We start from the raw sequence: 24,329 nt of genomic DNA, 5'->3' as shown, positions 1-24,329 counted from the left end.
CTACTCGGCCGCTGTCTCGGCGAGCGCCTTGACCGTGTTCAGCCGGGATTCGACGGTATCGGTGGTGGGGAAGGCGGCAAAGCAGTCAATGTTCAACTCCGCCATGGTCTTCAGGTGTTCGCGAACCACCGACTTGTCGCCGCACAGTGACATCCGCCGGACGAAGCTGTCCGGCAGCAGGGATGCCGCGGACTTGGCTTCTTGGAACTCGCCACCGCCGTAGGCCGACTTCACCTTCTGTGCGATGTCGTCGGGCAAACCCGCCAGGCGGCAGTACTCCGGCGCTGTCTGGGGGAACCATGCGGCGATGCTGCGGCCGGCTTCCAGCGCATAATCTTCGTCATCGCTGATGGCGCCGTAGCCGAACACGGTGATCGACGGCCGCTTGTCGCGGCCGGCTTTCTCGGCGCCTCGTTCGATGTGGCTGATGGCGTATTGGAGGCCGTCGGGATGCAAGCCGGCCAGCAGGATGATGCCGTCCGCGATGCGCCCGGCCATCTCGAGGGTCCTGGGGCCGCTGGCGGAGACGTAGAGCGGGATCTGCGCCGGGGTGCCGTGCCGGACGTGAGCGTGGTCCAGGCTGAAGCCGTTGGCGTCCCACGAGAATTCCTCACCTGACCACAATCGTCGGGTCGCAGTGATGGCGTCCTCGAGAACGGCCAGCTTGGCCGGCTTGAAACCGAGGGCGAGCAGCGGTCGGTCACCGGCGCCGATGCCGTAACGGAAGCGTCCGTGTGAGATCTCCTGCTGGGTCAGGGCGGCCACCGCTCCCACCGCCGGGTGACGGGTGATCGGGTTGGTGACCGCCGTGCCGATGGACATGGTGGTGGAGTTCAGCGCCGCCAGAGTGGCGAAGGAGTAGCAGCATTTGGCGTGTAGTGACGAGTCGGTGAGCCAGAGTTGGTGTACTCCCCAGCTCTCCATGTCGCTGACAATGCCACCGAATTCGTCTGCAGCATAAACGGGTTGGAGAGCAGCTCCCACGAGCATGATGTTGGTCCTTACCTCGAGTCGGTTGGTGCTCAGGCCCCGGTGCCCAGGCTCAGTGCGGCGAACATGGCGTAAGCGCGGGTGGCTTCGACGATCTCGTCCACTGTCAGGTGCTCGTTGGCAGCGTAAGCGCTTTCGGCGCCCGGGCCGAAAATGATGGTGGGAACCTGGTGCCCGACGCTGGAGGTGTCGCCCAGCCAGTTGCCCACCGACACCGGCGACTCTTGTCCGCGCACGGCGGCCAGCGCGCGGATCATCGTGGTGGCGACCTCGTCGTCGCGGCTCACGAGGTATCCGGCTTTGACGTCGACGAGCTCGACGTCCGCTTTGAAGCGTGGGTCGCGCAGTTTGGCGGCGGCCAGGCAGCGGTCGATCTCGGTGCGGACTTCCTCGATGGTGACGCCGGGCTGCGGGCGGCAGTCCACGCGGATGACGCACTCGTCGGGAATCATCGACGGACCACCCGGCGGCAGCCCTCCGTATACCCGGCCTGGTGCCATGAAGGTTTCGGGGCCGAAGAGCTCGAGCACCCACTCTTCGAGTTGCGGCTCGAGCTTCGATGCGTCGAGTTCGATGATGGCATGTGCAGCAAGAACATTGGCGTTGATCGCGGAGGGCTTGTGGCAGGTGTGCGCACTCAGGCCGCGGACGGTGATGTCGAAGTAGTAGCGGCCGCGGTGGCCAAGGTAAATCTGGCTGCCCGAGCACTCACCGAGCACCGCCAGGTCGGCGGGATGGTGCGTGAAGTACTCGATGGCGCCTCGCTGGTCACCCATGTGGTCGGCGACGCCGGCGAATGCCAGCCGACCGTTGAGAGGTATTCCACTGGCGCGCAACGCTTCCATGGCGATCACCTGGCACACCAGAGCGGCTTTCATGTCCATGATGCCCTGGCCATAGATGGCCCCGTCGATCAGGGCTCCCGAGAATGGTTCGGTGACCGTCCATCCGTGGGACGGTGGTTTGGTGTCGAGGTGTCCGGTCAGCACGACGGTGCGACCGGCGGAGCCGAAATCGAGATGTCCGGTGGCGTTGGGCCGGTGGGGGAGAACCGGTTGCAGTGCTGCTCCGTCGAATCCGGAGGCGCACATCATGTCGACGAGGTACGCCGCGAAGGCGCCCTCCTCTCCCAGGACGCTGGGAATCCGGCAGATCTCCTGGACGGTGGTGACAAGCCGATCGGTGTCGATGTGTTCGTCGATGATGGCCAGTGTCCGTGTCTCAGGTCCCGTGATCACGCAAACCTCCTCCTTGATTAACGACAATATATGAGCAATGCCGAAAGCGGTCAACCGCTGTGGCATATCGAAAAAACGATGTCTAGCACTGGATTTAGCGTGGATAGCCGGGCGTAACACAAGGTTTTCATGCAGGAAACCGCAACTGTGGCGCTAGATTGAATACTATCGTCAAGATTCGAACGGCCAACCGCACATCATCTGGAGGAGTTCTCGCGCATGAACAAGCACGTCTGGGCTGCCGTCGGCGCAGCCACCGCATCCGCCTTTGTCCTTGCCGGCTGTTCCTCCGGCACCAACTCGAGCCCGAGTTCGGAGAGCACCGCCTCGGGCGCCGACGGTGCCACCGCGGCCACGTTGATGCTGCCCTTCCCGCGCGGCATCTTCTGGACACCACTGATGGTGGCCGAAGAGCAGGGCTACTTCGCCGACGAAGGCCTGGACCTCACCATCGAAGAGGCCGACGGATCCGGCTTCGTGACGCAGCAACTGATCGCCGGCAACGTCGATTTCGGTTTCTCCGGTGCGGCCAGCGCCGTGGTGGCAGCCGAAACCGATCCCAGCATCCGCATTCCGATGTGCTACCCGGCCAGCAACATCTTCATCATCGTCACGCCCGAGGGCTCCGACGTCACCTCCGTAGCTGATCTGCGGGGCAAGACCCTCGGGATCACCGAGGCGGGCGGTGGTGAAGAACCCATCGTGAATGCCGCACTCGCCGAATCCGGGTTGACACCGAACGGCGATGTCACCCTGCTGCCCATCGGCGGAGCCGGTCCGCAGTCGCTGACGGCACTGCAGGACGGGACGGTCGATGCCTACGCCACCAGCTTCGCCGATCTGGCCACCTTCACTGCCGCGGGAAACAAGTTCACCGACATCACCCCCGAATCGCTGAACGTGATTCCCGGCGACTGCTTGGTGACTACCGCGGCTGCGCTGGAGGACCCGGCGAAGCGGGAAATCGCCGTCAAGATCGCCCGCGCATACGCCATGGGCGCGGCCTTCACCGACGCGAATCCCGAAGGCGCGCTGGATATCGTGTGCAAGACGGTGCCCGAGGAGTGCACCGATATGAACTACGCGCAGGTGTACTTCGACGAGGTGCGCCGCTACGCGGGCAGCTACGACCCGGCCACGGCATACGGTGCGGTGAGCGCGCAAGGGTGGCAGACCACCGTCGACGTGCTCACCGATTCCGGTGTCATCAAGGGCTCGGTAGATCCAGTGGCCATGGGTTCCGGGGACGACATCACCAGCCTGCAGCAGGAGTACTCCGAAATCGACCTTCCCGCAGTGCAAGAGGATGCCAAGCAGTATGCCCCGTGACATCAGTGCAACCCGGATCGCGCCAGGTGGCCACGCGGTCACCGGCTCCGCGATCCGGGTTGCCGGGGTGACGAAGGTCTACGACAGCGACAGCGGACCGGTGGCTGCCCTGGATCCGATCGACCTCGACATCGCCGAAGGCGAGTTTGTCTCTCTGCTGGGCCCCAGCGGTTGTGGGAAGTCCACTCTGTTGCACATTGTCGCGGGCCTCACCGCCGCATCGTCGGGCAGCGTTGACATCGCCGGTTCGCCGGCGCGAGCGGATCGCACCGACGTCTCGATCATGCTGCAGCGGCCGGTGTTGTTTCCGTGGAAAAACGTTCTGGAGAACGTGATGCTGCCGGCGAAGGTGCAGCGGCGTTCGGCTGCTGGGGCCAAAGACGCTGCCATGCATTTCCTGGAGCTCACCGGGTTGGCCGACTTCGCCACCAAACAGGTCTGGGAACTGTCCGGCGGCATGAAGCAGAGGGTCAGTCTGGCCAGGGCCTTGGCTACCGATCCACCGGTCCTGCTGATGGACGAACCGTTTTCGGCGCTCGACGAATTCACCAGGGAGCGGCTCAACGTCGAGCTCGCCCGCCTACATGACGAGCACGGCCGCACCACGCTGTTCGTCACCCACAACATCGCCGAGGCGGTGTTCTTGTCCGACCGGATCGTCACCATGCGGCCCCGGCCCGGTGGTGTGGTGGACATTGTGGACATCGCACTGCCGAGACCGCGCACGGCTGAGCAGGCCACATCAGCGGTGTCCGCGGAGCTGGCGGCGAAAGTACGCAACTCGATCAGCGCGTACCTGTAGAAAGCGAGAACCCAAATGCGTAAGGGGCAGTTATGAGTTCGGCTCTATCGCCGCAGCCTGAAACCGCCGTGCGCGGGGCGGACGCTCTGCCGCGGCGCAGGCGCGGGTCCTCACTGTGGCGGTCGGTGTGGCCGCCCACGGCGGTGGTGTTGGCGATCCTGGCGATATGGGAGGGCATCGTCGGTTTCGGCATGGTGAACCCGATAATCCTGCCGCCACCGTCGGCCATCGCGATCAGTCTGGCGGCGATGGTCACCGAACCGTTCTTCTGGGAGGCCGCCCAGGCCACCATGACCGAGACGCTGGTCGGTTTCGCCATCGGCATCGTCACCGCCTGGGTGCTGGGCACGCTGCTGGGAATGTCGGATCTGGCACGGCGCGCGCTGTACCCGATAGTGGTGGCGTTTCAGATCACCCCGCGTATCGCGTTCGCGCCGATCTTCTTGACCTGGTTCGGTTTCGGGCTGGAATCCAAAATCGTGATGGCGGCCACCATCTGCTTTTTCCCGCTACTGCTCAATGTGCTGGTGGGGATGGAGACGGTGGATCGGGACGCCCGTACCCTCATGCGGTCGTTCGGGGCCAGCCGCTGGCAGGAGTACCGCGAACTGACATTGCCGGCGTCGTTGCCGTTGATTCTCGCCGGCATCAAGAACGCGGTGACGTTGGCGCTGATCGGCGCCATCGTGGCGGAGTTCGTGGGCGCCTCCGTCGGAATGGGCGTGTTGTCCAAGACGTTCAGCTTCCAGCTGGACGTCGCCTCCTCGTTCGCGGTGATCATCGCCTTGATGTTCTTCGGGCTGCTGCTCTACGGCATTGTCGAATTGATCGACAAGAAGCTCGTGTACTGGCGCGATCGATCGTGACCGGCAGACATCAACTATGATCACCGGTTCATCGGCCGTGTCACGGTCGACAGTTTCTCTGGACTCGAGCGCGGGGCTTTCGATGGATCTTCAGCAGGTCAAAGACCGTGTCTACTACCGGCTTCGTGAGGACCTCATCTCCCAGGAGATCCCGCCGGGAGCACCGCTGAAGGAGATCCCGCTCTCGGAACGCTTCGGCGTGAGCAAGACTCCGATCCGGGAGGCGCTGGCTCGCCTCGAGAGCGACGGCCTGGTGGAGATCGCACCGTATCGCGGCGCCCGCGCCAAGTGGTACACCGCTCGTGACTTCGATCAGCTCTATGAGGCGCGCTTCGTCATCCAGGCCGAGTGCCTGCAGCGGATCACCGAGAATCCTGCCTCCCAGGCGGGGGAGGAACTCCGTCTCAACGTCGTGCGCTCCAAGGAGCTGCTGGCTGCCAAGGAGTACGAGGATCTGGTCACCGAAATCGACCGGTTCGACGACATCCTCTTCAGCGCCATCGACAATGACGTGTTGCGGGAAGTGATCGACCGCATCGCCACTCATTTCCGCCGGATCGGCAAGCACACCATGACCGAGGCACGGTTCGTTTCGTCGGTCAACGAGCATGACGAGATCGTCAAGGCCGCCCGCGACGGCAACCAGAAGCGGGCGCGGGACCGGCTGCTGAAGCACAGTGACCACACCAAGGCCGACCTGGTGGCGATGCTGCAGGCAGGCGAGGCCAGCTAACCGGAGCGTGAATACGGGATCGGGGCGACAACGTGCGAGGTCGCGTCGCGTCCGTTGTCGGTTTCGCTGATGGAGCACCCGCAGGAGCAGAACCGGCCCGGATGTGACGGGTGTCCACAAACACAGAGTTCCGCGGAGCTCGAAAGCTGTGCCGGCAACTCCACATCCAGCTTCTCTGCGTACACATCGGAGACCGACGCTCCGGCGCGGATTCGGCGTAACAGCTTGATCGCGTGCATCTGCGCAGCCGACAGTGTGGAGTGCGATTGCTCGAAGTCCTGGTCGGTGCAACCCAATTCGCTCAATGTCCACGAGACCGTGAACGGTTCGCGCCCCGGGGTCGATGTGGTGTCGTGACGTGTCGGCTCGGCGAGGTGGCTGAGCACCACTCGGGTCACGTACATCGTCATGCTGAGCGACCCTACGCGGAGTCCACACCGCTTGCTCGCCGTAGACCTGCCCGCCAGCCCCGCCTTCACCTATGTGAGCTACATCACAATCGGCGTAGGCTGGATGCAGCTCGCCAGGAGAGGAGATGTCGCATGAAGGGTGCGTACCACGACCCGGTGGATCATTCACGAACTACGCAGCCGCATGCGGGTGAGTCGTTCATCGACACCTTGTGGTGGCCGGGCCTGTTCCTGCTTGCGCTGGGCATCATCGCCATCGCCGGGTTTGTCGCCGCCACCGCGTACAGCCGCGACGGCTGGCCGCTGATGCTCGGGTTGATCGCCGGCGCGCTGGTGACGGCGGGGGCTTTGCTCATCACCGTCGAGCATCAGCGCGTCAAGAAAGTCGAGCGTCGGTGGATGACCGAGCATCCGCGCGGCCCCGCTGAACATCCCGACTTGCCGATCGGTCTTGACACGAAACAAATTAGGCCGTCAACGTAACGTGGCGCCTGTCACAAAAATCGCTACACTGTGATCCTCGCCATAAGGAAACGGGGATTGTCATGACTACTGCCCAGAACGCTTCACTGGTTTCCGAGGCGGCGCTGCGGGCTGCCGGTGGCTCTCATCTCTCGGTCAAGAATGTGATGAGTGCGCTGCTCATCGTGTTGGCCCTGGTGGCCATGGCCGCCGTGGTGATTGCGGTGCTGGCGGGGGAGTCCACCATCGCCTTGATCATCGGGATTGTGACCGGGGCCGTGTTTGCCGCCCTGATCGTCTGACCCCGACGCCGGCGCTCAGGCCTGCAGCCAGTGCAGGATCTCGCGTGTCGGACGGTCCACGATGTCATCGAACTCGTGGTTCTTCTTGACGTAGGCCGAGACCAGCGGGCAGACCGCCACGATTCGAAGAGATTCTGAACGAGTGGCGCTCAGCGCTTGCTGTACCAGCACCGTGGCGATTCCACGACCGCCAAAACTGTCGTCGACCTCGGTGTGGAAGAACACTCGCTGACCGTCGTTGTCCCTGAACGCCGCCAAGCCCACAGCCTGTCCGTCCACGGTCACCACGAACTTGCCCGGTTCCTTGGCGACGGTGAGCGGGGTTCCGGTTTTGTCGGTGAGCGTCATCAATTCTCTTTCTGGGTGGGCGGCAGCCGCGGCTTGAGCCTTGTCGTCGGTAGCGGCGGGGCCGGCAGCCATTGTGGATCGCCGACGTACCCCTGTACCTCGCCGAAACGCGCTGAGCGGGCCTGCCATTCCTGGCGGTATTGCACGATCTCGTCGTGACTGCGGCCGACGAAGTTCCACCACATCAGCAGTTCCTCGGTGAAGGGTTCTCCGCCCAGGAGTACCGCACGAACCGGTGATGTGCCGGTATTGGTCAGCGTCAACGATGTGTGTCCGACGCCCTGGTAGGCCAACTCGGCCACACCGACGGCCTGCCCGGCGACCTCCAGCGACCCGGCGTCCACCAGCACCGCATGCTCGAAGACGGGATCGATCTCGATGTCGAGCACGCCGCCGGGTGGCAGATCGATCTGCGCTCCCAGAAGCGGGGTGAAGGTCGGCACCGGCGAGCGTTGCCCCGCGAGTTCGCCGAGAAAAACCGTGATCATCGCGTCACCGCGCGAAACCGACTGCGGGGCATAGTGATCGAAACGCCTGTCGGTATCGCGCGCGGCATCGGGAAGCGCGACCCACAGTTGGACGCCGTGCAGCACCGAGGTGGCGGACGTCGAGACCTCGGAGTGGCAGATGCCGGCGCCGGCGGTCATGAGGTTCAGCTCGCCGGGATGGATCAGTGCGTGTACGCCGTTGCTGTCGCGGTGCTCGATCTCACCGGAGAACAGCCAGCTCACTGTTTGCAGGCCGGTGTGCGGATGCGGAGCCACATCCATGCCGGGGCCGCCGCGCACATCATCGGGGCCGTAATGATCGGCGAAACACCACGCACCCACCAGCGATCGTTCGCGCTGCGGCAGGGTCCTGCGCACCTTCATCGCGCGCGGTCCGCCAAGCGGCACATCGCGAGGTTGGAGAATCTCGATGCCGTGGTGCGGCCCGGCGGAGCACTCGACCTCGAGAGGTGAGATTTCAGCGTTGCTCATCGGACGTGAAGCCAAGCAGAGGTGGTTACCATCGACGCCACCTATCTGACCGTACCCGCGTCGTTGCGGGCGGACCTGAAAGCGGGCCATGGACGTAGCGCACGTGTTGATCGACAAAGTGGATCCAACGGCCTACCGCGCGGCCATCGGAATGGCCACCGCGGTGGCGGCTTCGGCCAAGGAGAACGGCCTGCCGCCCACCTTGGTGGAGCTGATCAACGTCCGGGTGTCCCAGATCAACGGGTGCGCCACGTGTCTGGACGTGCACGTCCGCAAGGCCACCGCTGCGGGCGTCACCTCTCGACAGCTGGCGACACTGTCGCAGTGGCGGGAGACCGAACTCTTCGATGCCCGAGAGCAGGCCGCACTCCGGCTGGCGGAGATCACGACAGCGCTGCCTGATCACGACATCGCTGAGCGGGAGTATGCCCGGGCCCGTAACGATCTGACGGACGAGGAGATCTCAGCGGTGGTATGGGTGGCGATCGCGATCAACGCGTTCAACCGGGTGTCGATTCTGAGCCGGCACCGAGTGCGACCGTGAGGTCAGGTTGTCACCAGCTGCCGATGGGAGCGCCCTGACGGAACTCACCGTTCTGGCGGACGCCGAACGGAGCCGAACGGGTACCGACCACGGCCTTCACGCTGTCGCGGACGTCGCCCTGGGCATTGACGACACCGGTGCGTCCTGAGCGGGTATCACCCCAGAATCCGCGAGCCTGGCCCTGGGCGCTACGACGCAGCGCGTTCTGGTCGATGACGGTGGCCTGGCGGCTGGTGACGTTGGGACGCGGCGCGCTCTCGCGGACATCGGCGTTGGCGGTGGCAGCGCCGAAGCTCAAGAACGCAGCGGTAGCGGCAGCAGATCCGATGCCGAGGACGGTGAGCTTTGTGGTGACGCGCGTCCAGGTGCGGGCGTTCTCGGTCATCGGCATAAACCCCTTCGTCACATCGGACCTCGTTGGTCCCTAGTTTCATCGCTGCGGAGGGCCGAACGTTACCAGTTGAATTCTTTCGTAAGGGGAACAGGCGGGGCTCCTTCTTGCGACATCCCCTGCAAATTCGTTGAGCAGCAACGAATTCCGAAAACTCTAAGAGTTGTTACAAATTTTGGTCGGCGTTGATTACGGCAGCGTTTCTGGCGTCCGGAATCCCTGGACAACGCTGGCCACGCCGACTCGCCATCGCCGGTCCACCGACTCCTGGCTATTGCCCAGCCAGTGTCCGCCTTCCTGCACGGCCAGCCCCTGCGCCAGTGCCAGAAGCACATGGGCGATGTCAACGGGATCGCCGTGAAGCCGACCGCTGTCGACACACCTGCGCACCCTCTGCAGGAGGACGTCCCGCACGCTGGGTGCCTCGGTGAGTTCGGCTGGACCCGGACCAAGATCCTGAAACGGCCGCGAGAACATCACCCGAGCCAGCGCCGGATACGTCAGGCAGAACTGCCGGAAGACGGGAATCAACTGTTCCAGATCGGTCACCGCATCTTCGGTCTCCGGGACGGCTGCCATGGCCCGGCCCAGGCGCCGGAAGCCTTCGAAATAGACCTGCCGGACCAAACCGGCTTTGTCGGTGAACAGCTCGTAGATGGCCGGCACGGACGTGGCGGCTCGCTCCGCAACCCGGCGGGTGGTCAGCCCTGATGCACCGTCCTCGCACAGCACATCGACGGCCACTGCAAGCACCCGGTCGCGCAGTTCCGGCGTCCGCTGTTTGACCCTCGGCACGCGTGTTCCTACTTGAGCCCGAACTCGGCCTTCATGTTGTCGATGCCCGCCCGAATGCCCTCCAGAGCTTCGGCCCTGGCCCTCAGCTTGGAGGCGGCGTGAGCCCCGCGGTGCAGACGGGCGAACTGCCGCGCGGCTTCCTCGGCACGCTCGAGCACGGCGTCGGGCAGGGCGATCTCATCGATCCAGCCCGCGGCCAGCGCGGCCTCTCCGAAGTACACCTTGGCCAGGCCCACCGACTGCTGGAAGGCAGAGCGTGTGAGCCGCAGCTTCATCACCTCCAGGGCGGCATAGGGCAGCACCATGCCGATGGCGACCTCGTTGGCTTGAATGTTGTAGCCCGGTGCGGCGATCCGGTGATCGCCGCTGCACAGCAGAAAGGCTCCCATCGCAATGGCGTGACCGGTGCACGCCATGACCACGGGTTTGGGGAAAGACAGAAGTCGGTGGGAGAGCTCGAAGCCGCCTTGGAGCATGGCCACCGAGGCGTCGATGTCTCCGGACTGGAACACCTTCAGGTCGAAGCCGCCGCTGAACACCTTCTGGTTGCCGGCGATCACCACAGCACCGGCGTCGTCGCGCTCGGCGTTGTCGAGGGCGTCGTTGATGGCTTCCTGCATGCCGAGGCCCAGAACGTTGGCCTTGCCGTCGTCGAGCGTGATGACGGCGATGGACTCGTCCTGCCGGTAGATGACTGCGCCGCTCATGGTCTGGTCCCCTCGCGTATGGGCTTTCAGGTTTCATAGCGACGTTACGAAACGCTGTTACGAAAGGTCAAGAGCGACTACGACGCTTCCGACAGTTCGGAGGTCGCCTCGACCATGTTGTGAACGGAATTGTCGGACAGCCGCTCCCGGGAGGCCGGCCACCCGGTATCCACCCACGTGATCTGGTCCGGGAGGCGGCGCCAGTAGTTCGGATCCGCTGCTGCGTGCGTTCTGACGCTCCCATGAATCAGGGCACCCTCGGGTAAGGATGGCCGGCGCGTCCAGAACCGCCGCGGCAGAGCGGGTCGTGGCCGGCGGGAAGGGGGCAGCGGTGTCGTGTCGCGGCACGGTATGCCCACCTGCCTGATTCCATCGATCACCCATTCCACTACCGGTGCTGCCAATGTCGGGTCGCCCGACGGTAAGCCGACGATGTCGCGATACTCGCCCGGAAACCACACTTCATCAATCCGGCTCCCAGCAGTCCTGGACAGTCGCTCGCAGCGAGGTGACTCAACGGCCAGCGCGTGGCGCCCTGTGTGTACGTTCGAAAGTGAAACGCGTGAAATCGAGTGCATGCCAACGGGTTTCACGGCATTCCAGAGGCCCAGATATGCGATCGGTACCGGTGCGGTGTCGGCAAGCTGTGCGGCCAACTGGCTCAGCCGCAGCCAGTCGCCGTCCGTACGACTGACGGCGGGGGCCAACCAGTGCTCCACCGCGTAGTCGAACAGGTGATGGTCGGGCGCCATCAACCCCACCGTGCCAAGTGCCTTCGCCACGCCGCACGCACAGTAGGCACCTTTGCCCGCGCCCAAAAGAACGATCCGGTCGCCAGATTGGTAGCAGCCGGCCAACGCTCGATACGCATCACCTGCCGCGCGTCGCATGCTGCGACGCGTGCTGCCTATCTGGACGTGCACGGTGATGGAGTCAACGGAATCGAAGAGCTGCTGTGACGACGTCAAGGAGCTCGACAACTCGAGTCCGAAGGACAACACGATGGGCTTCACGGCGATCAGGTTCGCTCAGCACCGCCACACCGTCATGCGTAGTTCGCTACTCGACTACAGGAGCTCCGGGATCAACCGCCCATCAACGTGCGCCACTGTTCCAGGCTGGAGGCGCGGTAGACGTAGTTCGACCGCTTGACGACCTCCAAGGGCGCACTGGTGTCCGCGGAGTACCAATGGCCGGGAAAGACGATCGGGTCACCGCTGAGCGACGCCAGTTGTTGCAGGCTGCGGTACATGTCATCAACATTGCCGCCGGGAAAGTCGGTACGACCGCAGCCATCGAGGAACAAGGTATCGCCGGCGACCAGGCGCCCATCCAGCAGGAAGCATTGACTGCCGGGAGTGTGGCCTGGGGTGTGTAGCAGTTCGATGTCGATGGCACCGACGCTCAGCTTGTCGCCGTGTTCATGCGCGGTGAGGTCGGCGCGGGGTATCCCGGTGATGCGGGAAACCCATTCGGCTTCGTGGGTATTGACGTGGACGGGGGTGCCTTGACGCTCCAGCAGCTCGGCAACACCTTTCAAGGTGAAGCCCATCATGGTGCCGCCGACATGATCAGGATGGTGGTGGGTGACCAAAACCCCTGCCAAGGACATTCCGTCGGCTTCGAGCGCGTCGACCAAGTCGCCGGCCGCGTAGGCGGGGTCCACGACCACGCACTCCCTGGATTCCCGATCGCCGATCAGGTAGGAAAAGTTGCGCATCTGTGTGGCGATCATGTCGCCGGCGGCGAAGTCGCGTCCAGCCAGTAATTGCCGGAAGTAGAGTCGGTCGTCGTTAGTGCTCGAGGCCATTACCTCAGCGTAGAGGGCAGGACTCAAGGTTTGACCAGCGGTTTGGTGTCTAAATGCCGCAGGCTGTACCCTCTTTAAGGCCCGGCTGACAGCGCACGCTGACGTGCTGGGTGCAGGCCCCCTTAGCTCAGTCGGTAGAGCGTTTCCATGGTAAGGAAAAGGTCAACGGTTCGATTCCGTTAGGGGGCTCGGTGGACGTGCGGCGGGTTGCCGCTCGTGCCTCGGGGCGGTGTAGCTCAGCTGGTTAGAGCGCACGACTCATAATCGTGAGGTCGGGAGATCGAGCCTCCCCACCGCTACAAGACAGACAAGACGTGTTGAAAAGGACGAATCGTGGCCTCGAGTACTGATGTCCGGCCGAAGATCACTTTGGCCTGTGAAGTGTGCAAACACCGTAATTACATCACCAAGAAGAACCGCCGCAACGACCCCGATCGGCTGGAACTGAAGAAGTTCTGCCCGAACTGTGGCAAGCACCAGGGGCATCGCGAGTCTCGCTGACCCCAGTCAGGGCCGGCCGGTTACCGGTCGGCCCTTTCTTTCGTTGCTTGAGTCGATCTAGGTAGGTTCCACCCGTGGCGTTGTCCGAGAAGCACGTCGGGATGCATTACCGCTATCCCGACCACTATGAGGTCGAGCGCGAGAAGATCCGCGAGTACGCCGTTGCCGTCAAGAACGACGATGCGTGGTTTTTCGAGGAGAGCGCGGCCGGTGAACTCGGCTACGGCAGCTTGATCGCGCCACTGACCTTCATCTCGGTGTTCGGCTACACGGCTCAGCGGGCGTTCTTCGACAATGCCAACATCGGCCTCACCGATCAGCAGATCGTGCAGGTGGACCAGTCGCTGAAGTTCCTGTTGCCGATCCAGGTGGGGGACAAGCTCTACTGCGATGTTTATGTGCAATCGGTTCGGCAGGCGCACGGAACCGACATCATCGTCACCAAGACCATCGTGAGCAATCAGGATGGCGAAGTAGTGCAAGAGAGCTACACCACCCTTGCGGGGCGTAGCGACGACGGAGAGAGTGGCTTCAACGATGGCTCTGCGTGAGTTCAGTTCGGTCAGTGTTGGTGATGTCCTACCGGAGAAGACCATCCCGCTGACGCGGATGGACCTGGTGAACTACGCCGGTGTCTCCGGCGACCTGAACCCCATCCACTGGGACGACGAGATCGCCAAACTGGTCGGCCTCGACGTGGCGATTGCCCACGGCATGCTCACCATGGGTCTGGGCGGAGGCTACGTCACCTCGTGGGTCGGTGATCCCGGTGCCGTCACCGAGTACAACGTCCGCTTCACCGCTGTGGTGCCAGTGCCCAACGACGGCAAAGGCGCTGAGCTGGTGTTCAGCGGCCGGGTGAAGTCCGTCGATCCTGATGACAAGTCGGTTGTCATTGCCATCAACGCGACTACCGGGGGCAAAAAGATCTTCGGCCGGGCCGTCGCAAAGGCGAAGCTGGCCTGACCTCATGGCAATCAAAACCAACATCCTGGGGATGGTCTACAAGTACCCGGACCATTTCACGGTTGGCCGGGAAAAAGTGCGCGAATTTGCCAGGGCGGTCAAGAACGACGACCCGGCGTTCCACGACGAGACCGCCGCCGCCGAGCTGGGCTACGACAACCTCCTGGCACCGCTGACCTTTGTCTCCACCGTCGCGCTCCTGGTGCAACAGCAATTCTTCCGCGATGTCGACACCGGTTTCGAGACCATGCAGATCGTCCAGGTGGATCAGCAGTTCTTGTACCGCAAGCCGATCAAGGTCGGCGACAAGCTCTTTCCGGTCATGGAAGTGGTGTCGGTGACCGAACGGTTCGGTGCCGATATCGTCGTCACCCGGAACATATTGACCGACGAACACGGGGAGATTCTCCTGGAGGCCTTCACCACATTGATGGGCCAGCAGGGCGAGGAGTCGGCGAAGATCAAATTCGACATCGCTACTGGTCAGGTGACCCGAGTAGCGGATTAGTAGATAGCCATTACCCCGATGTACACTCGGACCTTGGGGTTCTCCCATGAACAAGCGCGCTGTCCGGCGGTTTGACCGATCGGGGGGCGCGCGAGTTATGTGGGGGCCAACCTGATGGAGTCGGCGTCATTGGCTTCTGAAGGGGCGTAGCTCAACTGGCAGAGCAGCGGTCTCCAAAACCGCAGGTTGCAGGTTCAAGTCCTGTCGCCCCTGCTCAACTGAATATTCGAGATGGTGGACCACGAAGGAGCATGCGGTGAGCGACGAGCGCGACAACGCCGACGCAACCGACGGCACCACCGACCAGAACACCGGTGATCAAGGTAGGTCCTTGGCCACGGGCACTGTGACACCGCAGCGCCCTACCGGTAAGCGTTCGCGTCAGCGGGCACTGGCCGGCGGAACGGATGATGCCGAGCCGTCGACCGACGTCGAGACCGACGCCAGTACGAACGGTTCAGGCAAAGCGCCGAAGGCGAAGGTGGCCAAGGATCGCAGCGGCCCGTCCCGCAATCCGTTCCTCTACGTCATCAACTACCTGAAGCAGGTCATCGCCGAGCTGCGCAAGGTCATCTGGCCCAACCGCAAACAGATGGTCACCTACACCTCCGTGGTGTTGGTGTTCCTGGCCTTCATGGTGGCGTTGATCAGCGGAGTGGATCTGGGCCTGGCCAGGCTCATCTCCCTGGTATTCGGCTAAGGCAGCACCGTCACCGACGATGAACCGCTGAACTGTAATGAGAGGACTGACAACCGTGACTAGCTTCGAGGGCGACCAGCCCGCAGCTGAGTCGGGCGAGTCGATCGCCGACGTCGAGTCGGTGACCCTCGTGGACGAGGCCGCCGTGGCAGAAGCTCCCGCAGACGCCGCCGTCGAGGTGGACGAGGACGAGGATCCTGCCGTCGCGCTCAAGCGTGAGCTGCGCAGCAAGCCGGGCGACTGGTACGTCATCCACTCCTACGCCGGGTACGAGAACAAGGTGAAGGCCAACCTCGAAACCCGTGTCCAGAACCTCGATGTCGGTGACTACATCTTCCAGGTGGAAGTTCCCACCGAAGAAGTCACCGAGATCAAGAACGGGCAACGCAAGCAGGTCAACCGCAAGGTGCTGCCCGGCTACATCCTGGTGCGGATGGATCTCACCGACGACTCGTGGTCCGCGGTGCGCAACACCCCCGGAGTCACCGGCTTCGTCGGCGCAACCTCACGGCCCACCGCGTTGTCCCTCAACGACGTGGTGAAGTTCCTGCTCCCGCAGGGACAGCCGAAGAAGCCGGCCAAGGCCACCGGCGGTGCCGCCGCTGCGTCATCCACCGAAGCCACGCTCGAGCGTCCGGTCATCGAGGTGGACTACGAAGTCGGCGAGTCCGTCACCGTCATGGACGGTCCGTTCGCCACGCTGCCCGCGTCGATCAGCGAGGTCAACGCCGAACAGCAGAAGCTCAAGGTGCTGGTGTCCATCTTCGGCCGCGAAACACCTGTGGAACTGACCTTTACTCAGGTCGCGAAGATCTAAGACAGAAAGAAAAGGAACACCCAGCATGCCCCCGAAGAAGAAGGTCACCGGGCTGATCAAGCTGCAGATCCAGGCCGGGCAGGCCAACCCCGCCCCGCCGGTTGGTCCTGCACTCGGTCAGCACGGCGTCAACATCATGGAATTCTGCAAGGCGTACAACGCCGCGACCGAGTCGCAGCGTGGCAACGTCATTCCCGTGGAGATCACGGTCTATGAAGACCGCACCTTCACGTTCGCGCTGAAGACCCCGCCTGCCGCCCGACTGCTGCTCAAGGCTGCCGGTGTGCCCAAGGGTTCCGGTGAGCCGCACAAGACCAAGGTCGCCAAGGTCACCTGGGATCAGGTCCGCGAGATCGCTGAGACCAAGAAGGAAGATCTCAACGCCAACGACATCGACGCCGCTGCCAAGATCATCGCCGGCACTGCTCGGTCGATGGGCATCACGGTCGAGTAGTCAGCACCACCCCGAACTGTGGGAGGGCTGGCATCGGCCCGTGAACCACACACTCTGAACTGGAGACATCAATGAGCAAGACAAGCAAGGCATACCGCGAAGCCGCTGAGAAGGTCGACAAGACCAAGCTCTACACGCCGCTGGAAGCGGCGAAGCTGGCCAAGGAAACGTCGTCGAAGAAGCAGGACGCCACCGTCGAGGTCGCGATCCGCCTCGGTGTGGATCCCCGCAAGGCCGATCAGATGGTGCGTGGCACCGTGAACCTGCCCAACGGCACCGGCAAGACCGCCCGCGTCGCCGTGTTCGCCGTGGGCGACAAGGCCGAAGCGGCCATCGCCGCCGGCGCCGACGTGGTGGGCAGTGACGACCTGATCGAGAAGATTCAGGGCGGATTCCTGGACTTCGACGCTGCGATCGCCACTCCCGACCAGATGGCGAAGGTGGGCCGTATTGCCCGCGTGCTCGGTCCGCGTGGCCTGATGCCCAACCCCAAGACCGGCACCGTGACCGCTGATGTGGCAAAGGCTGTGCAGGACATCAAGGGCGGCAAGATCAACTTCCGCGTCGACAAGCAGGCCAACCTGCACTTCGTTATCGGCAAGGCATCCTTCGACGAGAAGAAGCTGGCTGAGAACTATGGCGCCGCGCTGGATGAGGTCCTGCGTGCCAAGCCGTCGTCTTCGAAGGGGCGCTACCTGAAGAAGGTCACCGTTTCCACCACCACGGGCCCGGGCATCCCGGTGGACCCGCAGGTGACGCGGAACTTCACCGAAGAGGCGTAGTAAGAACCCATTTCGTCAACGGAACCCCCGAAGCGCTTGGTGCCGAGGGGGTTTCGTCGTTTCTAGAGTGCCGGAGGATTGACCGGGATGCTGATGGTGCCCAGTAGCGCCCGGTGATCGGACCCGGGGATGTAGACCGTCCTGATCGACGACGCAGCGGCGTTGCGCGTCAGGATGTGATCGATGGTCAGCAGTGGGGGATGCCATGTGCGGGAAGGAAATGTCGGCGCGAAGCCTGCACCGGTCTGCTCTACTGCGTCGCGGTAGCCGTTGGTGGCGAGGTCACGGAACTGGCGCATATCCGGGGTGCTGTTGAAGTCGCCGGCCACGATGACGGCACCGGAGCCTGCAGTCAGAGCAAACGCACTCAGGGCAGCTTTTACGGCACTGACGCCAATTTGCCATTGCGCCACGGTGTCTCGACGAGAAGCTACCGGAGACGTTACGTGCAGGCTCGCGATCAGCGGCGCGGTCTGAACTTTGGGGATCTGCACACGAGCGGCAGCCATGGTGTAGTCGCGAGGGTTGCCCGAGTCCACTGCTGTGACAGGGTACCGACTCCAGAGCCCTATTCCACCGGCGCCGCCAGACGGTGCCAGCAAGGAATACGGGAAATGCTCGCCTATCCCAGCGTCCGTGAAGCGCTCGATGGCCGCCGGTGTCAGCTCGGAGACGGTCACCACATCGGCGTGTTCCTTCACGAGAGCGACGAATGCCGGGGCTTCGGCGCGGCCGAGGCGCAGATTTGAGGAGAACACGCGGATTTCGACATGCTGACCGACGTCGACGGGCCGCGGGACGTAGTACCACGAGGCCTGAGCCCACAGTGGCACGACAAGCACGCAGACCGCCATCAGCGCCAACACACTCCGGCGTGTGACCACGGTGATTACCAGGAGGAACGCGCCGGCGGTCAAGGACAGGAAGGGCGCGCCGACAGCGACCACCAGCTCGACAAGATTGGTGATTGGACGGTGGCGAACGACCAGCACACCTACCATCAGGGTTAGCCCCGCGACCACCAGAATGGTCGATAGAACTCGGGATCTGCGCCTCAAACGACGGCCGCCCTCCACCAGGTGCTTTGTCGACTGGGCGTCAGGCTAACAGCGGCGCGGGGACCTGGCTGGCCGCAAGTTATGGATTGCCGGTCATTGGCCGGTCAGCTTGCGCAAAAGCTGTCGGAGGGCGGTCTGTCGACGGAAGCGAGGGCAGTCGCACAGCGCACACTCGGTTCCGCGTCGGTAATGCTCATGACTCGAGCGCATGTGTTCGCACACGCAAGCATCCCCTCGCACGGACGTCACTGTACGCGGGGGAGTGGTGATTGCCGCGCTCAACGTACCGTTGTGCGGCGGAAATGCGATCACGTTGAGAGCGGTCTGTGACGGTGGCGCTACCCAGCGCTGGTCGCACGGAGGCCAGATGCGGAGCCATCCAGCATTTCAATGCACCGTCCGCGACTACTTGCCCAGTGAAGAAAAAGATCTTGCCGCCTGAATGATATTCGGGCCCCTGATCTGCCGACAGTCTGCTGACACGTGTCAGCGTTGCTGCAGCTTTGACAACGTGTGAAGGCTCAAGCGGGCTGCACAGCGCCTCCAGCAGAAGCCGTCTCGTCAGTATCTCCATGAGTGCCACCTGATGCGGGACGGTTTGCTCTACTGCCACCGCGCTCTGCGGGCTCAATTCGAGACTCCAGATGTTGGCGTCTTGAGGAGTTTGACACTTGTACAAGCCTTTGCTGAAGTCCCATTTCTGGGTGCGGGATTCGTTAGCGAACGTAAACAGAGGCGTTTGTGACCCCAGATTTAACCTGCCGGACACGCTGTGAGCTGCGGTTCGTGTTGACGACCTCTGCGGGGTCTGCGATGCTTACAGCAATCTCAAGAACCACTCAGGAAAAACAAGAAAAGGGGGACAATGTCCACCATTGCCACTAGGTTGAACTCGGTCACCACGAAGGTCAAGGTCGGCACTGCCGCCGTGGCGCTGGTGGGGGCTGCCACTCTGACTCCGGCTATCGCCGAAGCTACCCCGAGCCCGATGTACGCTCCCGTTGCTCAGACCATCGGCAGTGTCGTCGACCTCAGCAGCGTGCCGCTGGTGGTCGGTGGCGGCCTCAACGCCGGTGTCGACTTCGATGGAGCCATCGCCGACTTCAACCCGTTCGAGTTCATCTTCACCAACATCGTGCAGCCCATCGCCGGCTGGTTCTACTCTGCCAGTGAGTTCTTCGTCGGCCTGGCGTCGCAGGCCCTCAACGAGTTCGCCAAGATCTTCCGCGTTGGCCCGTACGGAACCTCGACCAGCAGCGTCGGCTAGTTCTTCGCCCGCACGCGACCTTGGTCTGCTGTTAGTCTCAAGCGGCGCGACTCGTCTTCGGACGGGTCGCGCCGTATTGGGTTTTACAGCCGTTGTGGACAGCGCCGTGGCGCGTAGTGCACACCTAATCACGGGGATTCATTGACTTGAGTATCTTTTCTCGTCGTCCGAATGGGGAGCTCCCGGACGACGATGATCCCGATCTGATCGCGGATGACGACAACGAACGCTCACGACGGTTACCGGGATTTCTGACGACGCGTCGCCTTGCCTGGTCGGGACTCGTCATCTTGGTCGTGATGGTCGGACTCGGAGTATGGCTGGCGGTAGGCGCCTTCTCTGCGAAGTCCAGCCTCGAACAGGCGCGCACCAGCGCGCAGCAGGCGAAAGATGCTCTGCTGCAAGGCAATGCCGACGACGCCACGCGCCTTGCCGAAGAGGCACAGTCGCATGCGCAAGCCGCTCGCGACGCGACCCATTCCTTACCGTGGCACATCGCCGCAGCCGTTCCTTGGCTGGGAAGCCCTTTCGACACTGGCCAACAGATTTCCGATGTGGTGTTGGGCCTGGCCAGCGATGTGCTGAAGCCCTCGGCCGAAGTGGGTTCGGTGCTTGCGCCCGATCAACTTCTGGCCGGTGGTCGCCTGGACGTTGTGGCGCTGAAAGATGAAGAGCCCAAGCTGAGTACGTTGTCCGCCGACGCGACTCGACTCAATGACAAGGCCAAGGCGATCCCCGAGCCTGGGTATATCTCCGTCCTGGGCGAAGCGCGCACGCAATTGCAGCAGCAGACCGCCGATATCGCACAGCTTCTCGACAATACTGCGATTGCTGCCAAACTAGCGCCTTCACTGATGGGCGCCGATGGACCGCGTAGCTATTTCATGGGTTTCCAGACCAACGCCGAAGCCCGCGGCACCGGTGGTCTTCTCGGTGGGTTCGGTATTCTCAGATTCGTAGATGGTGAGCCGACCGTCGATACTTTGGGGCCAAATATCGATCTTGACGGTCCCTTTCAACCACTGGACCTCGGACCTGAGTTCGCTGAAAACTACGGCTTTACAAACCCGACGACTGACTATCGAAACAGTAACCAGAGTAGTCATTTTCCGTATGCGGCCCAGATCTGGAGGTCCATGTGGGCGCAGCAGTCGGGGGCGGACGTTGATGGCGTTATAGCCCTTGATCCTGTTGCGTTGAGTTACATTCTCGGCGCGGTGGGATCTGTGACTTTACCCGACGGTGAAGTCATTACAGAGGACAATGTAGTTGAGTTGACTGAATCAAGTGCGTATGTCCGGTTTCCAGACGATCAACTTGCCCGCAAGGAATACTTACAGGACATTGCAACTGAGGTTGTAAAGAAGATCACCGGCGACATAGAGTCGCCGGGTAAGCTACTTGATGCTTTAGGCAAGTCGGTCGGCGAGCGCAGGATCGCAGTTTGGAGTTCGGTACCAGAAGAACAAGAACTTCTTGAACAAACTCCTCTCGCGAACGCGATCCCCCAGGATCCCGCCCCATATGCAGAAGTCGTTGTTAATAACCTGGGTGGAAACAAACTCGACTATTATCTAACCCGCAGTATTGAATACGTGGCCGATGGGTGCGATGGCGATGCACGCAACTCAACGGTCACAATCAGATTGGCAAATACGTTAGGCGACCCGGAATTGCCCGACTACGTTGCCGGCAAGTTGGGATTCCTGCCCGACGTGGCGCTTAACATCCCGCGAGGCACCATGCTCACCTCCGTGCGTCTTCTAGCAACGACAGACGCCAAACTCATTTCTGCACTGTCGAATGGTCAGCCCATACAGGTCTACAGATCAACAGAACTGGGCCACCCTAGCTTCGAGGTTCAGGTGGCAATACCCCCGGAAAGTCGGGCGAATTGACATTCCGGCTGTCGGAACCAACAGCGCCTGGAGAGGCTCGCGTACCGGTACAGCCGCTTGTTGACAAGGTTTCTCCCGTGGTGTCGGTTCCAACGTGTTCTTGATAATTGTGGAGTACTCATCGGCAATGAAAAGCTTGGGTACTCAAACCAGCGATGTCGAAATCTGATCCTTCAGCATTCAACCTAGAATCTTAATTCACGTCGTGGAGGGGTTATCTAGACCGGTGGGTGGCAACAGAGAATTGGCTTGTCGGTGTCGGTCGTCGACAACTAGCTGGGCGGACATAGGGCCACAGGTAGCTGCTATTTTGCAGCGTCTAGCTATATCTCGTCGCCTGCCGCGGTTTCCATCGTCGTCTACTGACGCTTCCTGGGCAACGGGATTAACGGTATGAGGCCTCGCCAAGTTGTTCACCTATGTAAGGGACCCGCATGTCTGCCCCAACAGTGACAGTGATCACGCCTACTTACAATAGCGAAACGTACATAAAGGCAACCATTCAGTCCGTTCAAGCTCAGTCCATGGGCGACTGGGAGATGGTTATAGTCGACGACAGGTCTACTGATGGGACTTGCGAGCTAGTCAAGCAGTTGGCGCAATCTGACCAGCGAATTCGCCTCATCAATCAGCGCGAGAACCTAGGTGCTGGGCCCGCGCGGAATCGCGCTGTGGAGAACGCTCGCGGCAGGTTCATTGCGTATCTCGACTCAGACGATATTTGGTTTCCGGAGAAGTTGGAGCGTCAGGTCGAGTTTATGTCGACGAACGGCTATGGATTCACATGCACCTCGTATGAGGTGATCGATAATCAAGGCGTTCCGCTTAATAAAAAGATCCGAATGTTACCTAAGGCGAACTACACGGACTTTTTGACAACCAATCTATTGCAGACTGTCGGAATAATGGTCGACACTGAGATCGTCGACAAAGAACTTCTTCGGATGCCCGCCATCAAGAGGCGTCAAGACGCAGCTACGTGGTTGCAGATACTAAAAGCGGGACATGTAAACCACGGCATGACGGAGGTGTTGGGTCAATATAGGCGTACAACTAGCTCGTTGTCCAGCAACAAGATCATGGCAGCCCGCGGTGTTTGGTCGCTCTACCGCGAAGTTGAGAAGTTACCGTTGTGGTTCAGCTGCTATTGTTTCGTGCGCTATGCGGTCTTAGCGGTTTGGAAGCGCACGTACCTACGCAAATCGAGATGAGCCGACCGACAGGCGAGTCACTGTGTCAGTCACTTCGCTCGATCCGCCCGGACGAATGGTTGCCCAAACAGCCATGGCGTACTGCTCACGTCGCCTCCGGCCTCAAGGAAGTGGCGAGGCCAAGGTGTGTCTAGATAAGTTCGGACGGCATCTATGTGCCTGTGCCTTCAGGTGTTTGATGTCGCTGGAGTGTCCCGAAGGAGCCTCCGGGGTAGGCTTTAACTCGAAAAGTTTCAGAATGAACGGGGGAAGTCAGTGACTTCAAGACGGGTAGTGGTTACGGGTATTGCTGGCTTTATCGGTAGCACGCTCGCCGAGAAGCTACTAGCATCTGATCCTTCAATTGAGATAGTCGGGATCGATCGGTTCACCGACTATTACCCTCGTGAAATAAAGTCAGCAAATGTCGAGTCTCTCCGGGATTCGGGTGTAACGATAGTCGAAGAGGACATCGTAGGGCTGGATCTGGATGAGCTATTGGACGGCACCGAGGTGATCTTCCACCAAGCCGGACAGCCCGGTGTTCGTCCGTCGTGGGGGAACTCTTTCGACGCCTACACCCATGACAATATCCTTGCGTCTCAAAGGCTGCTTGAGGCGGCGCGCCGCTCGACCTCTCTAAAACGCTTTGTTTACGCATCGTCGTCGTCGGTGTATGGAGACGCGGAGCGGTTTCCGACTTTGGAAACCGACACTCCTCATCCGCTGAGTCCGTATGGAGTAACTAAGCTTGCGGCGGAGCATCTGATGGGTCTCTACGCCCGCAACTTTGGCGTCCCCACAGTTTCACTTCGCTATTTCACCGTGTTCGGGCCGCGTCAACGGCCCGACATGGCTTTCACCCGCTTCATCACGAGGGCTCTTTTGGGTCGTCCAATCCAACTCTTCGGCACTGGCGAACAAATCAGAGATTTCACATTCGTCGATGACGTTGTGAGGGCGAACATGGCTGCGGCTTCAGCAGCAGCGGTCTCGCCCGGATCTGTCTACAACGTCTCGGGCGGCGGAAGTGTATCAGTAAACGACGTTTTGGGGACAATCGAGCAGATCATTGGAAAACCAATTGAAGTTGAGCGTAGTGAAAAGGTTGCTGGCGACGTCTTCCGTACAGGTGGTTCATTTGAACAAGCCAAGAACTCTATGAAGTGGGAGCCGAGCGTTGCGATAGCCGAGGGCTTAGAACGTCAAGTCCAGTGGTTGGAGCCGCTTGTCGGAACGTATTCACCCTAGTGTGACTGACTTCCGGCTGCCCTAGGCGTGCGTGTTCACTATCAAAAGGTGGCAGATGGCCCAGGTCGACTTTGCCTTGCTGTGATTTATTTGAGTTACCGCAAAATAGATAGATAGCTGGTTCCCATCATCGACCTATGCAGTGGACGCCGAGTCCTCGCTGGCAAATCACCGTGTGAAGTTCACCCGATTTGGGGGCGGATGCCACCAATTCCGAAATAGGCCCGACT

29 protein-coding genes, 3 tRNA genes and 1 pseudogene are annotated in these 24,329 nt (G+C 61.7%); 22 read left to right on the top strand and 11 right to left on the bottom strand.

Going from position 1 to position 24,329, the window contains the following annotated elements; all coding sequences use genetic code 11:
• The gene (locus BVC93_RS04915; protein WP_192860199.1) at positions 1-924 is read right to left on the bottom strand and encodes an LLM class flavin-dependent oxidoreductase; all 924 of its coding nucleotides are present in this window, start codon (positions 922-924) and stop codon (positions 1-3) included.
• Between the two features lie 98 nt (positions 925-1,022).
• Positions 1,023-2,228, bottom strand: coding sequence for a M20 family metallopeptidase (locus BVC93_RS04910; protein ID WP_192860198.1), 1,206 nt, complete (start codon positions 2,226-2,228; stop codon positions 1,023-1,025).
• A gap of 219 nt (positions 2,229-2,447) precedes the next feature.
• Between BVC93_RS04910 and BVC93_RS04905 the strand changes: the two genes are divergently transcribed.
• The 4 genes from BVC93_RS04905 to BVC93_RS04890 all read left to right on the top strand — a co-directional run bounded on the left by BVC93_RS04905 (position 2,448) and on the right by BVC93_RS04890 (position 5,958).
• Positions 2,448-3,557, top strand: a complete 1,110-nt coding sequence (locus tag BVC93_RS04905; protein ID WP_083736194.1) for an ABC transporter substrate-binding protein — start codon at positions 2,448-2,450, stop codon at positions 3,555-3,557.
• Positions 3,547-4,359, top strand: a complete 813-nt coding sequence (locus BVC93_RS04900) for an ABC transporter ATP-binding protein (protein ID WP_083736193.1) — start codon at positions 3,547-3,549, stop codon at positions 4,357-4,359. The genes BVC93_RS04905 and BVC93_RS04900 overlap by 11 nt, the downstream gene beginning before the upstream one ends.
• 32 nt (positions 4,360-4,391) lie before the next feature.
• Complete coding sequence (locus tag BVC93_RS04895; RefSeq protein ID WP_083736192.1) at positions 4,392-5,225, top strand: ABC transporter permease; 834 nt, start codon at positions 4,392-4,394, stop codon at positions 5,223-5,225.
• A gap of 82 nt (positions 5,226-5,307) precedes the next feature.
• Positions 5,308-5,958 (top strand): GntR family transcriptional regulator, encoded by a 651-nt coding sequence (locus BVC93_RS04890; protein ID WP_192860197.1) that lies wholly within the window; start codon positions 5,308-5,310, stop codon positions 5,956-5,958.
• Here the strand turns inward: BVC93_RS04890 and BVC93_RS04885 are convergent.
• A complete protein-coding gene (locus tag BVC93_RS04885; RefSeq protein WP_083736190.1) occupies positions 5,955-6,368 on the bottom strand; it encodes a hypothetical protein in 414 nt (137 codons plus the stop codon). The genes BVC93_RS04890 and BVC93_RS04885 overlap by 4 nt on opposite strands.
• A gap of 132 nt (positions 6,369-6,500) precedes the next feature.
• Here BVC93_RS04885 and usfY point away from each other — a divergent pair, with 132 nt between their 5' ends.
• Together usfY and BVC93_RS04875 are read left to right on the top strand one after the other, a co-directional pair.
• Positions 6,501-6,851, top strand: a complete 351-nt coding sequence (gene usfY, locus BVC93_RS04880; protein WP_236950248.1) for a protein UsfY — start codon at positions 6,501-6,503, stop codon at positions 6,849-6,851.
• 62 nt (positions 6,852-6,913) lie between these two features.
• Positions 6,914-7,132: a hypothetical protein gene (locus tag BVC93_RS04875; protein ID WP_083736189.1), complete on the top strand. Its 219-nt coding sequence runs from the start codon at positions 6,914-6,916 to the stop codon at positions 7,130-7,132.
• Between the two features lie 15 nt (positions 7,133-7,147).
• On the opposite strand, the gene BVC93_RS04870 is transcribed toward BVC93_RS04875, so the two are convergent.
• Positions 7,148-7,480 (bottom strand): GNAT family N-acetyltransferase, encoded by a 333-nt coding sequence (locus BVC93_RS04870; RefSeq protein ID WP_083736188.1) that lies wholly within the window; start codon positions 7,478-7,480, stop codon positions 7,148-7,150.
• Complete coding sequence (locus BVC93_RS04865; RefSeq protein ID WP_083736187.1) at positions 7,480-8,460, bottom strand: pirin family protein; 981 nt, start codon at positions 8,458-8,460, stop codon at positions 7,480-7,482. Before BVC93_RS04865 ends, BVC93_RS04870 begins: the two co-directional genes overlap by 1 nt.
• A gap of 88 nt (positions 8,461-8,548) precedes the next feature.
• Between BVC93_RS04865 and BVC93_RS04860 the strand changes: the two genes are divergently transcribed.
• Positions 8,549-9,004: a carboxymuconolactone decarboxylase family protein gene (locus BVC93_RS04860; RefSeq protein WP_083736186.1), complete on the top strand. Its 456-nt coding sequence runs from the start codon at positions 8,549-8,551 to the stop codon at positions 9,002-9,004.
• A 10-nt stretch (positions 9,005-9,014) separates the two neighbouring features.
• Here the strand turns inward: BVC93_RS04860 and BVC93_RS04855 are convergent, their stop codons facing one another.
• The 5 genes from BVC93_RS04855 to BVC93_RS04835 form a co-directional block, all read right to left on the bottom strand.
• Complete coding sequence (locus tag BVC93_RS04855) at positions 9,015-9,410, bottom strand: hypothetical protein (protein ID WP_236950247.1); 396 nt, start codon at positions 9,408-9,410, stop codon at positions 9,015-9,017.
• A 174-nt stretch (positions 9,411-9,584) separates the two neighbouring features.
• On the bottom strand, positions 9,585-10,190 hold the full coding sequence (locus tag BVC93_RS04850; protein ID WP_083736184.1) for a TetR/AcrR family transcriptional regulator: 606 nt from the start codon (positions 10,188-10,190) through the stop codon (positions 9,585-9,587).
• Between the two features lie 8 nt (positions 10,191-10,198).
• Positions 10,199-10,897 carry a crotonase/enoyl-CoA hydratase family protein gene (locus BVC93_RS04845; protein ID WP_083736183.1) on the bottom strand — a complete coding sequence of 233 codons (699 nt, stop codon included), beginning with the start codon at positions 10,895-10,897 and terminating at the stop codon, positions 10,199-10,201.
• 77 nt (positions 10,898-10,974) lie between these two features.
• The gene (locus BVC93_RS04840) at positions 10,975-11,910 is read right to left on the bottom strand and encodes a phospholipase effector Tle1 domain-containing protein (RefSeq protein WP_192860196.1); all 936 of its coding nucleotides are present in this window, start codon (positions 11,908-11,910) and stop codon (positions 10,975-10,977) included.
• A 71-nt stretch (positions 11,911-11,981) separates the two neighbouring features.
• Positions 11,982-12,707 carry an MBL fold metallo-hydrolase gene (locus tag BVC93_RS04835; RefSeq protein ID WP_083736181.1) on the bottom strand — a complete coding sequence of 242 codons (726 nt, stop codon included), beginning with the start codon at positions 12,705-12,707 and terminating at the stop codon, positions 11,982-11,984.
• 116 nt (positions 12,708-12,823) lie between these two features.
• Between BVC93_RS04835 and BVC93_RS04830 the strand changes: the two genes are divergently transcribed.
• From BVC93_RS04830 to rplA, 11 genes are all read left to right on the top strand, one after another.
• Positions 12,824-12,896, top strand: a tRNA-Thr gene (locus BVC93_RS04830).
• 36 nt (positions 12,897-12,932) lie between these two features.
• Positions 12,933-13,006, top strand: a tRNA-Met gene (locus tag BVC93_RS04825).
• Between the two features lie 34 nt (positions 13,007-13,040).
• Positions 13,041-13,208 (top strand): 50S ribosomal protein L33, encoded by a 168-nt coding sequence (gene rpmG, locus BVC93_RS04820; protein WP_068915518.1) that lies wholly within the window; start codon positions 13,041-13,043, stop codon positions 13,206-13,208.
• A gap of 101 nt (positions 13,209-13,309) precedes the next feature.
• Positions 13,310-13,759: a (3R)-hydroxyacyl-ACP dehydratase subunit HadA gene (gene hadA / locus BVC93_RS04815; protein ID WP_236950404.1), complete on the top strand. Its 450-nt coding sequence runs from the start codon at positions 13,310-13,312 to the stop codon at positions 13,757-13,759.
• On the top strand, positions 13,746-14,174 hold the full coding sequence (hadB, locus tag BVC93_RS04810; RefSeq protein WP_083736179.1) for a (3R)-hydroxyacyl-ACP dehydratase subunit HadB: 429 nt from the start codon (positions 13,746-13,748) through the stop codon (positions 14,172-14,174). The genes hadA and hadB overlap by 14 nt, the downstream gene beginning before the upstream one ends.
• 4 nt (positions 14,175-14,178) lie before the next feature.
• Positions 14,179-14,682, top strand: coding sequence for a (3R)-hydroxyacyl-ACP dehydratase subunit HadC (hadC, locus tag BVC93_RS04805; protein WP_083736178.1), 504 nt, complete (start codon positions 14,179-14,181; stop codon positions 14,680-14,682).
• A 140-nt stretch (positions 14,683-14,822) separates the two neighbouring features.
• A tRNA-Trp gene (locus BVC93_RS04800) sits at positions 14,823-14,895 on the top strand.
• Between the two features lie 43 nt (positions 14,896-14,938).
• Complete coding sequence (secE, locus tag BVC93_RS04795) at positions 14,939-15,382, top strand: preprotein translocase subunit SecE (RefSeq protein ID WP_083736177.1); 444 nt, start codon at positions 14,939-14,941, stop codon at positions 15,380-15,382.
• Positions 15,383-15,437: 55 nt separating this feature from the next.
• The gene (nusG, locus tag BVC93_RS04790) at positions 15,438-16,199 is read left to right on the top strand and encodes a transcription termination/antitermination protein NusG (RefSeq protein ID WP_083736176.1); all 762 of its coding nucleotides are present in this window, start codon (positions 15,438-15,440) and stop codon (positions 16,197-16,199) included.
• Positions 16,200-16,224: 25 nt separating this feature from the next.
• Positions 16,225-16,653 (top strand): 50S ribosomal protein L11, encoded by a 429-nt coding sequence (gene rplK / locus BVC93_RS04785; protein ID WP_083736175.1) that lies wholly within the window; start codon positions 16,225-16,227, stop codon positions 16,651-16,653.
• Between the two features lie 71 nt (positions 16,654-16,724).
• Entirely contained in the window at positions 16,725-17,435 is a 711-nt protein-coding gene (gene rplA / locus BVC93_RS04780; protein WP_083736174.1) for a 50S ribosomal protein L1, read from the top strand.
• 62 nt (positions 17,436-17,497) lie between these two features.
• Here rplA and BVC93_RS04775 read toward each other — a convergent pair whose 3' ends face one another.
• Positions 17,498-18,382, bottom strand: a complete 885-nt coding sequence (locus BVC93_RS04775) for an endonuclease/exonuclease/phosphatase family protein (RefSeq protein WP_236950246.1) — start codon at positions 18,380-18,382, stop codon at positions 17,498-17,500.
• A gap of 976 nt (positions 18,383-19,358) precedes the next feature.
• Here BVC93_RS04775 and BVC93_RS04770 point away from each other — a divergent pair.
• The 4 genes and pseudogenes from BVC93_RS04770 to BVC93_RS04755 all read left to right on the top strand — a co-directional run bounded on the left by BVC93_RS04770 (position 19,359) and on the right by BVC93_RS04755 (position 24,099).
• Positions 19,359-19,760, top strand: a complete 402-nt coding sequence (locus BVC93_RS04770; protein ID WP_157516772.1) for a hypothetical protein — start codon at positions 19,359-19,361, stop codon at positions 19,758-19,760.
• Between the two features lie 299 nt (positions 19,761-20,059).
• Positions 20,060-21,762: pseudogene (locus tag BVC93_RS04765) on the top strand (DUF4012 domain-containing protein).
• Between the two features lie 330 nt (positions 21,763-22,092).
• On the top strand, positions 22,093-22,869 hold the full coding sequence (locus BVC93_RS04760; RefSeq protein WP_083736171.1) for a glycosyltransferase family 2 protein: 777 nt from the start codon (positions 22,093-22,095) through the stop codon (positions 22,867-22,869).
• Positions 22,870-23,124: 255 nt separating this feature from the next.
• Positions 23,125-24,099, top strand: coding sequence for an NAD-dependent epimerase/dehydratase family protein (locus tag BVC93_RS04755; RefSeq protein WP_083736170.1), 975 nt, complete (start codon positions 23,125-23,127; stop codon positions 24,097-24,099).
• Positions 24,100-24,329 lie beyond the last annotated feature (230 nt).

It is taken from the genome of Mycobacterium sp. MS1601 (assembly GCF_001984215.1).
Classification (GTDB): Bacteria; Actinomycetota; Actinomycetes; order Mycobacteriales; family Mycobacteriaceae; genus Mycobacterium.
This window is presented reverse-complemented; position numbering and strand designations above follow the sequence as displayed.

Bases quoted from the DNA above. Each gene is read 5' to 3' on its own strand.
- BVC93_RS04835 (WP_083736181.1), bottom strand. From the start codon at position 12,707: ATGGCCTCGAGCACTAACGACGACCGACTCTACTTCCGGCAATTACTG.
- BVC93_RS04890 (WP_192860197.1), top strand. From the start codon at position 5,308: ATGGATCTTCAGCAGGTCAAAGACCGTGTCTACTACCGGCTTCGTGAG.
- hadC (WP_083736178.1), top strand. From the start codon at position 14,179: ATGGCAATCAAAACCAACATCCTGGGGATGGTCTACAAGTACCCGGAC.
- rplK (WP_083736175.1), top strand. From the start codon at position 16,225: ATGCCCCCGAAGAAGAAGGTCACCGGGCTGATCAAGCTGCAGATCCAG.
- hadB (WP_083736179.1), top strand. From the start codon at position 13,746: ATGGCTCTGCGTGAGTTCAGTTCGGTCAGTGTTGGTGATGTCCTACCG.
- usfY (WP_236950248.1), top strand. From the start codon at position 6,501: ATGAAGGGTGCGTACCACGACCCGGTGGATCATTCACGAACTACGCAG.
- BVC93_RS04905 (WP_083736194.1), top strand. From the start codon at position 2,448: ATGAACAAGCACGTCTGGGCTGCCGTCGGCGCAGCCACCGCATCCGCC.
- BVC93_RS04770 (WP_157516772.1), top strand. From the start codon at position 19,359: ATGTCCACCATTGCCACTAGGTTGAACTCGGTCACCACGAAGGTCAAG.
- BVC93_RS04760 (WP_083736171.1), top strand. From the start codon at position 22,093: ATGTCTGCCCCAACAGTGACAGTGATCACGCCTACTTACAATAGCGAA.
- BVC93_RS04860 (WP_083736186.1), top strand. From the start codon at position 8,549: ATGGACGTAGCGCACGTGTTGATCGACAAAGTGGATCCAACGGCCTAC.
- BVC93_RS04900 (WP_083736193.1), top strand. From the start codon at position 3,547: ATGCCCCGTGACATCAGTGCAACCCGGATCGCGCCAGGTGGCCACGCG.
- BVC93_RS04870 (WP_083736188.1), bottom strand. From the start codon at position 7,480: ATGACGCTCACCGACAAAACCGGAACCCCGCTCACCGTCGCCAAGGAA.
- BVC93_RS04885 (WP_083736190.1), bottom strand. From the start codon at position 6,368: ATGACGATGTACGTGACCCGAGTGGTGCTCAGCCACCTCGCCGAGCCG.
- BVC93_RS04865 (WP_083736187.1), bottom strand. From the start codon at position 8,460: ATGAGCAACGCTGAAATCTCACCTCTCGAGGTCGAGTGCTCCGCCGGG.
- BVC93_RS04915 (WP_192860199.1), bottom strand. From the start codon at position 924: ATGGAGAGCTGGGGAGTACACCAACTCTGGCTCACCGACTCGTCACTA.
- hadA (WP_236950404.1), top strand. From the start codon at position 13,310: ATGCATTACCGCTATCCCGACCACTATGAGGTCGAGCGCGAGAAGATC.
- rplA (WP_083736174.1), top strand. From the start codon at position 16,725: ATGAGCAAGACAAGCAAGGCATACCGCGAAGCCGCTGAGAAGGTCGAC.
- BVC93_RS04875 (WP_083736189.1), top strand. From the start codon at position 6,914: ATGACTACTGCCCAGAACGCTTCACTGGTTTCCGAGGCGGCGCTGCGG.
- BVC93_RS04845 (WP_083736183.1), bottom strand. From the start codon at position 10,897: ATGAGCGGCGCAGTCATCTACCGGCAGGACGAGTCCATCGCCGTCATC.
- BVC93_RS04895 (WP_083736192.1), top strand. From the start codon at position 4,392: ATGAGTTCGGCTCTATCGCCGCAGCCTGAAACCGCCGTGCGCGGGGCG.